Source organism: Actinosynnema sp. CA-299493, from assembly GCF_050946825.1.
GTDB lineage: Bacteria > Actinomycetota > Actinomycetes > Mycobacteriales > Pseudonocardiaceae > Actinosynnema.
Genome location: NZ_CP191993.1, coordinates 3,371,280 through 3,382,489 on the forward strand (window position 1 = coordinate 3,371,280; position 11,210 = coordinate 3,382,489).

An 11,210-nucleotide genomic window follows, 5' to 3' on the forward strand; every position below is an offset into this window, starting at 1 on the left:
TCCACGACAAGGAGGCGCGCATGGCGGCCACGACCACCGCCGACCGCTGGCTGCGCACGCGCACGCCCCGGCCGTCGGCCACGACCACCCTGGTGTGCCTGCCGCACGCGGGCGGATCGGCGAGCTACTACCGCGACTGGGGCGCGCGGCTGCCCGCGTCGGTCGAGGTGCGCGTCGTGCAGTACCCCGGCCGGGAGGAACGCCTCGTCGACGAGCCGGTGGACGACATGGCGGCGATGGCCGACGTGCTCACCGCCGTCCTCGCGCCGCTGTTCGACCGGCCCGTCGTGCTGTTCGGCCACAGCATGGGCGCGGCCATCGGTTACGAGGTGACCCGGCGGTGCGAGGAGCGCGGCCACCCGCCCGCGCTGCTCGTCGCCTCCGGGTTCACCGCGCCGCACCGCCGCACACCCCACGACCTGCACACGCGGGACGACGACGCGCTCGTCGCCGAGATCACCCGCGTGTCCGGCGCCGACGCCGCCGCGCTGGCGAGCCCCGACCTGCGCGAACTGCTGCTGCCGATGATCCGCGCCGACTACCGGCTCATCGAGCGGTACGCGCCCACCGCGCCGGACCCCGTGAGCACGCCGCTCGTGGTCTACCGGGGCGACGCCGACCCGGACGTCGACGCCGGGGGCGGTGCGGCGTGGCGCGACCTCGCCGCGTCCGGCGAGCTGCGCGAGCACCGCGCGTTCGACGGCGGCCACTTCTACTTCCGGCACGACCCGACCGCCCTGCTCGGGGCGATCTCCGCACACCTCGGGCGGGTCCGCCCGGTGACGACTCACTGAGGGTGAGGGACATGTTGTTGGCCAACGAAGACACGCTGACCACCGCCACGCTGGACGCGGTCGAGCACGAGTGGCTCGACCGGATCGCCCGCGACCTGCTGGACGTGGCGGGCGGGCGGCTCGACAGCCCCGAGTGGGTGGCCGCCGCACGCCGGGCGTGGGAGGACGCCCCCGCGTCGCTGCGGCACGCGCTCAAGGAGTTCCGCCGCGACTCGGGCGCGGGCGGCGCGCTGCTGCTGCGCAACCTGCCGGTGGACGACGACCTGCCGCCCACGCCGAAGGCCGAGGGTTCCGTGGTGCGCGAGGCGACGGTGTCCGCCGCCGTGCTCGTGCTCGTGGCGCACGGCCTGGGCGACCCGGGCGCGTTCCGCGCGGAGAAGTCCGGCGCGCTGGTGCAGAACGTGGTGCCGGTGCCGGGCCGGGAGGAGGTGCAGGGCAACGTCGGCTCGGCGCACCTGACGTTCCACACCGAGAACGCGTTCCACCGGCACCGCCCCGACTTCGTGCTGCTGGTGTGCGTGCGCCCGGACCACGAGCGGATCGCCGAGCTGCGGCTGGTGTGCTCGCGCCAGGTGCTGCCGAAGCTGGGCGAGCAGGCCCGCGCGGCGCTGTCGTCGGCGGAGTTCGTCACCGCGCCGCCGCCCTCGTTCGGCGCGACGTCCGGCGAGGTGCCGCCGCGCGCCGTGCTGCACGGCGACCCGGACGACCCCGACCTGTGCGTGGACCAGGCGGCCACCGAGCCCGTCACGGAACGGGCGGTCGCGGCCATGGCCGAGCTGGGCGAGCTGTTCGACAACTCGTTCAACGCGCTGCGGCTGACCGCGGGCGACCTGGCGATCGTGGACAACCGGGTCACCGTGCACGGCCGGTCGGCGTTCACCCCGCGCTACGACGGCGCGGACCGCTGGCTGCAACGCACGTTCGTCTTCGCCGACCTGCGCCGCTCCCGGGGCCACCGCCCCGACGACGGCTACGTGCTGGAGAGCTGAGCCGTGGACCTGCTCAAGGGCAAGACCCTGCTCGTGACGGGCGTGCTCACGCCCAACTCCATCGCCTACCACGTGGCACGCCTGGCGCAGGAGGAAGGCGCGAACGTCATCCTCACCGCCTACGGCCGGGTGCGGCTGGTGGAACGGCTCGCGCAACGCCTGCCGTCGCCCGCGCCCGTGGTGGAGCTGGACGTCACCGACGCCGACCACCTCGCCTCCCTGCCGGCCCGGCTGGGCGCGCACGCGGACCGCGTGGACGGCGTGCTGCACTCCGTGGCCTACGCGCCGCCCGAAGCGCTCGGCGGCAACTTCCTCACCGCGCGCTGGGACGACGTCGCGCCCGCGTTCCACGTCTCCGCCTACTCGTTGCAGGCGCTGGTGCGGGCCGTGCGGCCGATGCTCGGACCGGGCAGTTCCGTGGTGGGGCTGGACTTCGACGCCTCGCAGGCCTTCAACGAGTACGACTGGATGGGCGTGGCGAAGGCGGCGCTGGAGTCCTGCGCCCGGTACCTGGCGTCCTACCTGGGTCGTGACGGCATCCGCGTCAACCTCGTCGCCGCGGGGCCGCTGCGCACCACCGCGGCCGTCGCGATCGGGCCGGGCGGCGACGAGGCCGCCCGCCGCGAAGGTGAGCGGTGGCACGGCAAGTCGCCGCTCGGCTGGGACGACCGGGAGTTCACCCCCGTGGCCCGCGCGTGCGTGGCCCTGCTGTCGGACTGGTTCCCCGCGACCACCGGCGAGATCGTCCACGTCGACGGCGGCGCGCACGTGGTCGGGGACCGGCCCGGCGTGCCCGCGCCGGCGGAGTCGTGATCGTGGGGGACGCGGGTGCGCCACCACGCGGAGGAGCGACGGTGACCGCGGCCGTCGAGGCGCGAGGCGTCGTCAAGTCGTACAAGGCGCACCGCGCCCTCGACGGCGTGGACCTGACCGTGCCCACCGGGACGGTGCTGGGGCTGTTGGGCCCCAACGGCGCGGGCAAGACCACGATGGTCCGGGTGCTGACGACGTTGCTGAGGCCGGACGCGGGTGACGTCCGCGTGGCCGGCTACGACGTGGTCTCGCAGTCCGCCGACGTGCGCCGCTCCATCGGCCTGTCCGGGCAGTACGCGGCCGTGGACGAGAGCCTGACCGGGTACGAGAACCTGTACCTGGTCGGCAGGCTGTACGGCTTCAAGGCCGTCGCCGCCCGGGCGCGTGCCCGGGAGCTGCTGGCGTTGTTCCGGTTGGAGCAGGCGGCCTCCCGGCTGCTGCGCACCTACTCCGGGGGGATGCGGCGGCGGCTCGACCTGGCCGGGGCGCTCGTCGCCCGGCCGCCGGTCGTCGTGCTGGACGAGCCGACCACGGGCCTCGACCCGCGCTCCCGCCTCGACACCTGGGAGATGGTGCGGCGGCTCGTGGACGACGGCGCGTCCGTGCTGCTCACGACCCAGTACCTGGAGGAAGCGGACCAGTTGGCCGACTCGATCGTGGTGATCGACCGGGGTCGGGTGGTGGAGCGGGGCACGTCCGACGAGCTGAAGGCCCGCGTCGGCAGCGAACGCCTGGAGATCGTCGTCGCCGACCACGCGGACCTGCCCGCGTTGACGCGCGTGCTCGCCGAGGTGGGCGCGGCCGAGCCCGTGGTGGACGACCACCTGCGCCGGGCGCACGTGCTCGTGCACGTCGGCCCGAAGACGCTGATGGAGGCGTTGACGCGGCTGGACGCGCTGGACGTGCGGGTGCTCGACGTGTCGCTGCACCGGCCCAGGCTCGACGACGTGTTCCTGATGCTCACCGACCGCGCCGACGAGGGGGAGGACTCGTGACCGCAGTGGCCAAGGTCGCCGTCGACGGCTGGATGATCGCCTGGCGCAACCTGCTGCACGTGCGGCGCAGCGTCGACTGGGCGTTCGCCGCGGTGGTGCAGCCGGTGATGTTCGTGCTGCTGTTCGGGTTCGTGTTCGGCGGCCTGCTCGGCGGCGCGGCGTACCGCGAGTACCTGCTGGCGGGCATCCTGGTGCAGACGCTGGCGTTCAACTCCGCGTTCACCGTCATCGGCCTGTCGACCGACCTGCGCAAGGGCTTCATCGACCGGCTGCGGTCGCTGCCGATGTCCGGCGTGTCGGTGATGGTCGGCCGGACGCTGTCGGACCTGGCGGTGAGCGTCGTGGCGATGCTCGTGACGTGCCTGTGCGGGCTGCTCATCGGCTGGCGGGTGCGCGGCAGCTTCCTGGACGCGGTGCTGGCGTTCCTGGTGCTGCTGGTGTTCGCCTTCGCCATGTCGTGGATCGGGGCGCTCATCGGGTTGGTCTCGCCGAGCCCGGAGGCCGCGCAGAGCGCCGGGCTGATCTGGCTGACCCCGCTGACGTTCGTGTCGTCCGGCTTCGTGCCGGAGGAGTCCATGCCGGGGCCGCTGCGGGTGATCGCCGAGTGGAACCCGCTGACCGCCGTGATCAACGCGGTGCGCGGGCTGTTCGGCAACACGGTGCCCGGGCTGGACGTCGTGTCCGGCTCCTGGCCCGACGACCACGCGCTGGCTTACGCGTGGCTGTCGTCGCTGCTGGTCGTGGCGGTGTTCGTGCCGCTGAGCATGCGCGCCTACCGCCGGGTCGCGGCTCGGTGAGAGAAGATGGCGGTAGGTGGGACGGGCGCCCGTCCCACCTACCGCGCGGCGGCCAGGGGAGGCCGCCGAGTCCCGGTCGACGTCACCGCCGCCGGGTGGCGACCATCGACCGGTACACCGCGGTGATGACGAGGATCAGCACGCCGACCATCGCCACCGTGATCGCGACGTTGGCCACGTCGGACACCTTGCCGCCGATGAAGTACTGCTTGATCAGGTTGGCTCCGACGATCAGGACGACGTACACCCACCACGGGGCCCACCGACCGTCGTTCACCTTGCCCTCAGCCACTTGTCCTCCTCGCCGGGCGCGGGCACACCCTCAGCACAGTTCCTTGATTTTCGCGGCGCCGTCGGCGATGTCCTCGGATTTGTCCGACAACAACTGGCGGGCCGCGGCCAACACCTTGGCAGCTCGCGACGACTCGTCCATGTTCCCGGCGATGTCGTCGATTACCGAACCCAATGTCTTCGCCGCTTCGCTCTTGCCGTCGGGACCGGCGGACACCCATCCGTTCGCCACGTGGCACAGCAGGGTCGTGCGGCCTTCATCGGTGTTGTCGCCAGTCGAATTCTGGTTGGCGACCGGGTCGCAAGCGCTCAGCGCGAAAGCCGACACCACCGCCAGTGCTACCGCCACGCTTTTCATGGTGACATCCGCTCCTCTCGGTGTGGTCGGCGGGCCGCACGCCTGCCGTGAGAACATCATCGCGAAGCGGACGGGCGTGCGGCATCGGCGGTCGGAGCGATCACGGGTCATCACTTCGGCCGATGCGAGCCGCGGTGGCGTGTGCTGTGATCGCGCGGTGCAGGCCGGCATAACTCGCGCCGTCTCCGGGCTCCGGAAGTTGCCGGAGTGGCAGCACGACGCCCTCATCGTGATCAGCTCGTTGCTGGTCGGTTCGGTGTTGTTCGCCACCGGCCTGTACCCGTTGTTCCGCCTCGACGACCCGATTCCGCTGTGGGTGCGGGTGCTGTTGTTCGGCGGTGTCTGCGTGGTCGAGGCGTTCCGCCGGATCGCGCCGGGAACGGCCCTCGCGGTCGGCACGGTGTTCCTGCTCGTGGACTGCTTCATCGGGGTCAGCACGCCGACGCTCGTCGTGTACGCCGACCTGCTCTACGCGGCCACCCTCTACGGCCCGCGCCGGCTCAGCCGCGACATGGTGCCGATCGCCGTGCTGACGTCGATCAGCACGATCACCGCGACCGTGCTGCTGGTGCCGGGGTGGCGCGCCACGGTGCTGGCCGCGTTCGCCGTGCTGCCGTTCCTGCTGATCCCGGTGTGGTGGGCGACGAACGTGCGGCAGCACCAGCGGATGGCCGAGGTGGAGCGGGCGAACGCCCGGCAGCTCGCCAAGATCGCCCAGCTGGACCGGACCGCCGCGGTCGCCGCCGAACGCGCGCACATGGCCCGTGACCTGCACGACGTCATCGCCGGGCACCTGTCCGCGATAGCCATCCAGGCCGAGGCCGCGCTGTCGTTGAAGGACGAGGACCCGATGACGCGAGTGGTGCTCAAGTCCGTGCGGGAGAACAGCGTCAGCGCGTTGGACGAGATGCGTGCCATGATCAACCTGCTGCGCGCCGACGTCACCGACCCGGACGAGCCGACCGCGCCCGCGCGGCTGGCCCAGCTGTCCCGGCTCATCGAGTCGGCGCAGGCGGGCGGCATGCGGCTGGACGTCCGGGTGGAGTACGACGACACCGAGCCGCTGCCCGCCGCGGTCGACCTGACCGCGTACCGCATCGCGCAGGAGGCGCTGACCAACGCCATGAAGCACGCACCGCGCACGAGCGTCGTCCTGGACCTGCGCCGCACCGACACCGAGATGGTGCTGGAAGTGGTCAACGAGCTGCGTGACGGCGGTGCCGGGGGAGGGTTGGGCACCGGGCTGCTGAACATGCGGGAACGCACGGCGGCGGTCGGCGGCTCGCTCACCGCCGGACCGTCCGACGGCGCGTGGAAGGTCCGCGCGGTGCTGCCGCTGCCCGGGGTGGAGCGGTGAGCATCAGGGTGCTGGTGGTGGACGACCACGCGGCCATCCGCGCGGGTCTCGTGCTGATCCTGGGCAACGCCGAGGGCATCGAGGTGGTCGGCGAGGCGGGCGACGGCGCGACGGCGATCAGCCAGGCGCGGGCGCTGCGGCCGGACGTGGTGCTGATGGACATCCGGATGCCCGGTCTGGACGGCATCGCCGCGACGAAGGCGTTGCACGGCGACAGCGTGGCCCAGGTGCTGGTGCTGACGACGTTCGACCTGGACGAGTACGTGTTCGCCGCGCTGCGCGCGGGCGCCGCGGGCTTCCTGCTGAAGTCGGTGGACGCGCCGCGGCTGGTGGAGGCGGTGCGGCTGGTCGCGGCGGGCGAGAACGTGCTGGGCCCGGAGATCACCCGCAAGCTGATCAAGGCCTACGCCGAGGCGCCGGTGAAGACCCAGCCGGTCCTCGACAGCCGCCTCGACCAGCTGACCGAGCGGGAGCTGGACGTCCTGCGCTGCCTCGGCCGCGGTCTGTCGAACGCCCAGATCGCGCACGAGCTGTTCATCAGCGGCGCGACGGCGAAGACCCACGTCTCCCGGATCCTGACGAAACTGGACCTGCGCTCCCGCGTCCAGGCCGCCATCTACGCCCAGGAGAACGACCTGGTGTGAGCCGCGGGGTCAGCCGGTTTTCACCAGCCGAGGTGCGCCGGGTCTCACCGGCTTCACCAGCCGAGTGCGCCGCCGCCCGTGACCGGGATCGTCGCGCCGGTCACGTAGGTCGAGCCGGCGACCCAGCGCACCACCTCGGCGATCTCCTCGGGCCGGGCCAGGCGGCCGAGTGGGACCTGGTCGATCAGCGCCTGCCGCTGCCGGTCCGTCAGCGCGGCGACCATGTCGGTGTCCACCGGGCCCGGGGCGACGACGTTGACCCGCACGCCACGCCGCCCGTACTCCAGCGCCACGGACCGCGCGAACCCCTCCAGCGCCGCCTTGGCCGCCGCGTAGTTCGCCTGACCGGGCGACCCCGCACGGGCCGACGCCGACGAGACCAGCACGATCGACCCCGTCCGCGCCTTCGCCATCGCGGGCAGCACTCGCTGCACCACCCGGAACGCGCCGAGTTGCGTCACCTCGATGATCTCCCGGTAGTGCTCCTCGGGCATCCGCGCGACCAGCCCGTCGCGGGTCACGCCCGCGTTCAGCACGACCACCTCCGGCGCGCCCTGGTGCGCGGTGACCTCGGCGACGGCGTCGGCCACCCGCCCGGCGTCGGCGAGGTCCAGCGCCACCCCGAACACCCCGTCGACCGGCACGCCCGAACCGCGGTGCGTGCCCGCCACCCGGTCGCCGGCGCGCGCGAACTCCCGCGCCACCGCCTCGCCGATGCCCCGGCTCGCGCCCACGACCAGCACGGACCGCGTCATGACGCCAACTCCACGACCGCCTCGCCGCGCGCGACCGCGACGCCGTCGTCCCGCGTCGCCGTCACCTGGACCCGCGCCGTCCCGGCCGCCACGTCGACCGACGCGACCTTCCCGCCGCACGTCACCCGCGCGCCCAGCGGCGTCGGCGCGGTGAACCGGGCCTTGAACGACCGCAGCGCGCCCGCCGCCGGCCACGACGTGACCAGCCGGCCCAGGTGCGCCATGACGAGCATCCCGTGCGTCACGACCCCGTCCAGCCCGCCCTGCCGCGCCGCGTCGTCGTCGAGGTGCACGGGATTGTCGTCACCGGACGCGACTGCGAATTCCCGAAGCTTCTCCCGGGTGATCGCGGGCACCTCGGTCACGGGCAACCGGTCACCGACCGCGGGCGCGTTCACGCCGTCTCCCCTTCCTCGATCACGAGCACCTGTCGCAAATCCACCAGGTGTTCGCCGGCCCGGTGCACGGACGTCTCCTGCACGATGAACTCCAACCGCCCGCCCATCCGCCGGTACACGTCGGCGACCACGCTCTCGAAGCGCAGTTCCTCACCGGCGTGCACGCTCCGGTGATAGGTGAACGACTGCTCGGCGTGCAACACGCGCAACGGGTCGAGGCCCATCTCGACCAACAACCCCTCGCCGCGGGCCTCCAGTTCCAACCCGAACAACATCGTCGGCGGCAACACCACTTCCGGATGACCGGCGGCCCGGGCGGCGTCGATGTCGACGTGCACGGCACCGTTCTCGCCGATGGCCCGCGCGAATGCGACGACCCGTTCCCGGGGCACCTCCAGCACAACGGGATCGAGTCGTTTTCCGACGAATTCCGCAGCGATCATCGGCGCACCGTACCCGCGCCCGCCGCCGCGCCGCGAGGGTGCGCGCGAATACCGCGACGGTTTACCGAAATCTATATTTTCACGATATTCCCGACAATCGTTCACCGGCCGCGCCGGGTGGACGACCAGCCCGCCGGCGCGGAACGACCCGGTCCACGCGCACCGGGTCGTTCCCGCGCGGCCGGGTCGTCAGTGGCAGCAGTCGCCGTGCTCCGCCGACGCGGGGGCGGAGACGGATACCGAGACCTTCTCGCCCTCGGCGGTCTCGGGCGCCCACCGGTCCACGGGGTCGACGTTGGGGTACGAGTCGCGCCACTGCCACCACGTGTACGCCGGGGTCTGGGGGTAGCCCTCGGGCGAGTCCTCCCAGTGCTCCTGCCTGCCGAGCGCGGTGATGTCGAGGTAGCTGAACGTGCTGCCCAACGCCTCGTCGCCGCGTTCGTTGACGAAGTAGGTGCGGAACACCCGGTCGCCCTCGCGGATGAACGCGTTCGTGCCGTGCCACTCGTCCACGCCGAAGTCGACGTCGAAGTCGTCGAGCATGCTGACCCAGGGCATCCGCCAGCCCATCCGCGCCTTCAACCGCTGGATGTCGGCCACCGGTGCGCGCGAGGCCAGCACCAGGTTGGTGTTGCGGGCGTTGAGGTGGGCGACGTGCCCGACCTGGTCGGCCGTGATGAACGAGCAGCCGTGGCACGCGTAGTCCGGCCAGCCGCGCACACCGGGCTCGTAGAACGCGCGGTAGACGATGAGCTGCCGGCGGCCCTCGAACAGGTCCAGCAGGCTCATCGGGCCGAGCGGGGTGTCGAACGAGTACTCCTTCTCCACCTCGAACCACGGCATCCGCCGACGTGCCGCGGCCATCGCGTCCCGTGCCCGGGTCAGCTCCTTCTCCTTCACCAGCAGTTCCTGGCGAGCGTCCTCCCACGCCGACGCGGAAACGACCGGAGGGGTTTTCATCGAGGGTGTCCACCTTCCAATTTCAGGGTGACGCGCACGGTCCGGCCCGCCGTCGAGGTGGGTGGACCGTGATCAGCCGCGGGTTCTTCGGGTGCATCCGGTGGGACCGCGGTGGGGACGTTGCGGTCGAGGTGGTCCTTCAGCGCGCTGAGCGGTCCGTCCCAGTCACGCGCCAGTGATGCCAGGTACTGCTGTGCCACCCGCATCGGCGCGGAGCGCAGGCGGAACCGCACCCGGCGTCGTTCGCCGGGTTCCGCCAGCACCAGGCCCACGTCGGTGAGCAGGGCGAGGTGCTTCGCGATCGCCTGCCGGGTGATGGGCAGGCGATCGGCCAGGTCCGTGGCCGTGGCCGGGCCGCTCGCGGCCAGCGCCGCCAGGATGGCGCGCCGGGTCGGGTCGGCCAGGGCGGCGAAGACCTGCTCGGCCACCGCCTCGATGTCCGGTGGCATCGACGTCAAGCGGGTTCGAGGTGGCCGACCAGCTCCTCCAACTCGCTCGCCCAGCCCTGGTTGTGCGCGTCGTACGCCTTGCCGTGACCGTCCTCCGGCAGTTGCGCGAACCCGCTCTCCACGACCTTGAGCCGCGTGCCCGCGCCGATCTCCTCCAGGGTGAACTCGACGTACGTGCGGCGCGGGTCGTCGACCGGCATGCCGAACACCGGCCACGTGAAGGCGAACACGGTGGGCTCCTCCACCCGTTCCACCCGCAGTTCGACCGTCGGCCCGCCGGTCCAGGTCATCCGCGCGGCGCCGCCCGGACGCAGGTCGATCGTCGCCTCGTCGCCGAACCACTCGCCCAGTCCCTCGGCCGTGGTGATCGCGGCCCACACCCTGGTCGGCGGTTGCGCGAGCTCCACGACCCGCTCGATGCGATCAGGAAAACCCATGACGGCCCCTCGCGAGTAGCAAATCCTACAATCGCGAGGTTATCGCAACCATTCGGTTGCGTCCACGTGGCGGGCGGTCTCGATCGGGTGATGCACAGGATCGCTGGTCAGATCCCCACGGTGAGGGCGCCGACCAGGGACAGCCGGGAGACGCCGGTGGTGGCGCAGCTGATCGGGTCGGGGTTCAGCGCGGTCAGCTGCACCTTCGCCGGTTCGGCGGCGAACGTGCCGGAGCTGATCGAGCCCAGCAGCACGATGACGATGTTCGCGCCGACCCGGCTGGACGTCCGGTTGTACGAGTAGGTGCTCGGCGTGACGGCCGGATCGGTCCACGTGAAGACCCGCGTGCCGGCGCCCTGGTAGAACAGCGCCGTGCAGGTGTAGTCGGGCAGGGTGGCGGTCTCGGTGTAGGAACCGGTGGCCGCGGCGCCGTTGGCGCAGTTGAAGAGTTGGCCGTTGACGGTGACGCCGACCGTCTTCGGCGTGTTGGTCACCGGCTCGCTGAAGGTCACCACTTCGTTGACCAGGCAGAGCTGCCCGTCGGCCGCGTTCGCCGTCGGCGTGACGCCGGACAGCGCCGCGGCAGCGGCCAGGCAGGCGACGGCAGCGGCCTTGCTCGCGTTCATCCGGGACCTCCGAAGTCTCGACAACGGGACGTGGTTTGTCATCGGCCGGACCTCGCGGCCCGTTACCGGTCGTGCGCCGACCGTGTGGGCGCGGGGCGCGCGCC

15 protein-coding genes and 1 pseudogene are annotated in these 11,210 nt (G+C 72.1%); 7 read left to right on the forward strand and 9 right to left on the reverse strand.

The features are described from left to right. Nucleotides 1–20 precede the first annotated feature (20 nt). From ACQPYE_RS15530 to ACQPYE_RS15550, 5 genes are read left to right on the forward strand one after another with little or no spacing between them, the layout of a single operon-like run. Nucleotides 21–794, forward strand: coding sequence for a thioesterase II family protein (locus tag ACQPYE_RS15530; RefSeq protein WP_498721946.1), 774 nt, complete (start codon nt 21–23; stop codon nt 792–794). Between the two features lie 11 nt (nt 795–805). Beyond that, nucleotides 806–1,783, forward strand: a complete 978-nt coding sequence (locus ACQPYE_RS15535; protein WP_498721947.1) for a TauD/TfdA family dioxygenase — start codon at nt 806–808, stop codon at nt 1,781–1,783. A 3-nt stretch (nt 1,784–1,786) separates the two neighbouring features. Continuing rightward, nucleotides 1,787–2,596, forward strand: coding sequence for an enoyl-ACP reductase FabI (gene fabI, locus ACQPYE_RS15540; RefSeq protein WP_498721949.1), 810 nt, complete (start codon nt 1,787–1,789; stop codon nt 2,594–2,596). 41 nt (nt 2,597–2,637) lie between these two features. Further along, nucleotides 2,638–3,591 (forward strand): ATP-binding cassette domain-containing protein, encoded by a 954-nt coding sequence (locus tag ACQPYE_RS15545; RefSeq protein WP_498721950.1) that lies wholly within the window; start codon nt 2,638–2,640, stop codon nt 3,589–3,591. After that, a complete protein-coding gene (locus tag ACQPYE_RS15550) occupies nt 3,588–4,388 on the forward strand; it encodes an ABC transporter permease (protein ID WP_498721952.1) in 801 nt (266 codons plus the stop codon). Before ACQPYE_RS15545 ends, ACQPYE_RS15550 begins: the two co-directional genes overlap by 4 nt. Before the next feature lie 82 nt (nt 4,389–4,470). On the opposite strand, the gene ACQPYE_RS15555 is transcribed toward ACQPYE_RS15550, so the two are convergent. Both ACQPYE_RS15555 and ACQPYE_RS15560 read right to left on the reverse strand, forming a co-directional pair. After that, nucleotides 4,471–4,680, reverse strand: a complete 210-nt coding sequence (locus ACQPYE_RS15555; protein ID WP_498721953.1) for a hypothetical protein — start codon at nt 4,678–4,680, stop codon at nt 4,471–4,473. 30 nt (nt 4,681–4,710) lie between these two features. After that, nucleotides 4,711–5,028: a hypothetical protein gene (locus ACQPYE_RS15560; RefSeq protein ID WP_498721954.1), complete on the reverse strand. Its 318-nt coding sequence runs from the start codon at nt 5,026–5,028 to the stop codon at nt 4,711–4,713. 208 nt (nt 5,029–5,236) lie between these two features. Here ACQPYE_RS15560 and ACQPYE_RS15565 point away from each other — a divergent pair, with 208 nt between their 5' ends. Together ACQPYE_RS15565 and ACQPYE_RS15570 are read left to right on the forward strand one after the other, a co-directional pair. Next, on the forward strand, nt 5,237–6,394 hold the full coding sequence (locus ACQPYE_RS15565) for a sensor histidine kinase (protein ID WP_498721956.1): 1,158 nt from the start codon (nt 5,237–5,239) through the stop codon (nt 6,392–6,394). Further along, a complete protein-coding gene (locus ACQPYE_RS15570; RefSeq protein ID WP_123742030.1) occupies nt 6,391–7,038 on the forward strand; it encodes a response regulator in 648 nt (215 codons plus the stop codon). The genes ACQPYE_RS15565 and ACQPYE_RS15570 overlap by 4 nt, the downstream gene beginning before the upstream one ends. Before the next feature lie 53 nt (nt 7,039–7,091). On the opposite strand, the gene ACQPYE_RS15575 is transcribed toward ACQPYE_RS15570, so the two are convergent. The 7 genes and pseudogenes from ACQPYE_RS15575 to ACQPYE_RS15605 form a co-directional block, all read right to left on the reverse strand. Beyond that, nucleotides 7,092–7,793 carry an SDR family oxidoreductase gene (locus tag ACQPYE_RS15575; RefSeq protein WP_498721958.1) on the reverse strand — a complete coding sequence of 234 codons (702 nt, stop codon included), beginning with the start codon at nt 7,791–7,793 and terminating at the stop codon, nt 7,092–7,094. Continuing rightward, the gene (locus ACQPYE_RS15580) at nt 7,790–8,191 is read right to left on the reverse strand and encodes a MaoC/PaaZ C-terminal domain-containing protein (protein WP_498721959.1); all 402 of its coding nucleotides are present in this window, start codon (nt 8,189–8,191) and stop codon (nt 7,790–7,792) included. Before ACQPYE_RS15580 ends, ACQPYE_RS15575 begins: the two co-directional genes overlap by 4 nt. Then, a complete protein-coding gene (locus ACQPYE_RS15585) occupies nt 8,188–8,634 on the reverse strand; it encodes an FAS1-like dehydratase domain-containing protein (RefSeq protein WP_498721960.1) in 447 nt (148 codons plus the stop codon). The genes ACQPYE_RS15580 and ACQPYE_RS15585 overlap by 4 nt, the downstream gene beginning before the upstream one ends. A 189-nt stretch (nt 8,635–8,823) precedes the next feature. Next, a complete protein-coding gene (locus ACQPYE_RS15590; RefSeq protein ID WP_498721961.1) occupies nt 8,824–9,594 on the reverse strand; it encodes a DUF899 family protein in 771 nt (256 codons plus the stop codon). A gap of 125 nt (nt 9,595–9,719) precedes the next feature. Then, nucleotides 9,720–10,043 (reverse strand): annotated as a pseudogene (locus ACQPYE_RS15595) (metalloregulator ArsR/SmtB family transcription factor); the annotation flags it as partial. A gap of 5 nt (nt 10,044–10,048) precedes the next feature. Next, nucleotides 10,049–10,480, reverse strand: coding sequence for an SRPBCC domain-containing protein (locus ACQPYE_RS15600; RefSeq protein WP_498721963.1), 432 nt, complete (start codon nt 10,478–10,480; stop codon nt 10,049–10,051). Between the two features lie 107 nt (nt 10,481–10,587). After that, nucleotides 10,588–11,106 (reverse strand): hypothetical protein, encoded by a 519-nt coding sequence (locus tag ACQPYE_RS15605; protein ID WP_498721964.1) that lies wholly within the window; start codon nt 11,104–11,106, stop codon nt 10,588–10,590. Nucleotides 11,107–11,210: the final 104 nt, after the last annotated feature.

Coding starts and splice junctions, on each gene's coding strand:
- ACQPYE_RS15605 (WP_498721964.1), bottom strand. CDS start 11,106: ATGAACGCGAGCAAGGCCGCTGCCGTCGCCTGCCTGGCCGCTGCCGCG.
- ACQPYE_RS15575 (WP_498721958.1), bottom strand. CDS start 7,793: ATGACGCGGTCCGTGCTGGTCGTGGGCGCGAGCCGGGGCATCGGCGAG.
- ACQPYE_RS15535 (WP_498721947.1), top strand. CDS start 806: ATGTTGTTGGCCAACGAAGACACGCTGACCACCGCCACGCTGGACGCG.
- ACQPYE_RS15530 (WP_498721946.1), top strand. CDS start 21: ATGGCGGCCACGACCACCGCCGACCGCTGGCTGCGCACGCGCACGCCC.
- ACQPYE_RS15585 (WP_498721960.1), bottom strand. CDS start 8,634: ATGATCGCTGCGGAATTCGTCGGAAAACGACTCGATCCCGTTGTGCTG.
- ACQPYE_RS15600 (WP_498721963.1), bottom strand. CDS start 10,480: ATGGGTTTTCCTGATCGCATCGAGCGGGTCGTGGAGCTCGCGCAACCG.
- ACQPYE_RS15590 (WP_498721961.1), bottom strand. CDS start 9,594: ATGAAAACCCCTCCGGTCGTTTCCGCGTCGGCGTGGGAGGACGCTCGC.